Here is a 245-nt window from a genome sequence, read left to right as displayed (position 1 = left end):
AGATCAGCTTTCCACGCCCCGAAGGACAGTACTTGCAGCCTGAGAAGACTGAGGAGTGCCGAATAATCAACGTTCCACCCATGAGCAACCAGCACCGGACATTCGCCGATGTACTGGCCTCTGGACCGGCAGGCAGAGCCTGTCAGCCAAGAAGTGCTCCTTAGAAAGGAGGTGATCCAGCCGCACCTTCCGGTACGGCTACCTTGTTACGACTTCGTCCCAATCGCCAGTCCCACCTTCGACAG

General features: G+C 57.1%; 1 rRNA gene. It reads right to left on the bottom strand.

What is annotated here, in order from left to right:
* Positions 1 to 164: 164 nt before the first annotated feature.
* Positions 165 to 245: ribosomal RNA gene (locus tag KUF83_RS13070) — 16S ribosomal RNA — on the bottom strand; the annotation flags it as partial.

The sequence above is a fragment of the Streptomyces sp. BV286 genome, assembly GCF_019090165.1.
GTDB lineage: Bacteria > Actinomycetota > Actinomycetes > Streptomycetales > Streptomycetaceae > Streptomyces.
The sequence above is the reverse complement of the archived record's forward strand: the minus strand, read 5'-3'. Positions and strand labels throughout refer to the sequence as shown.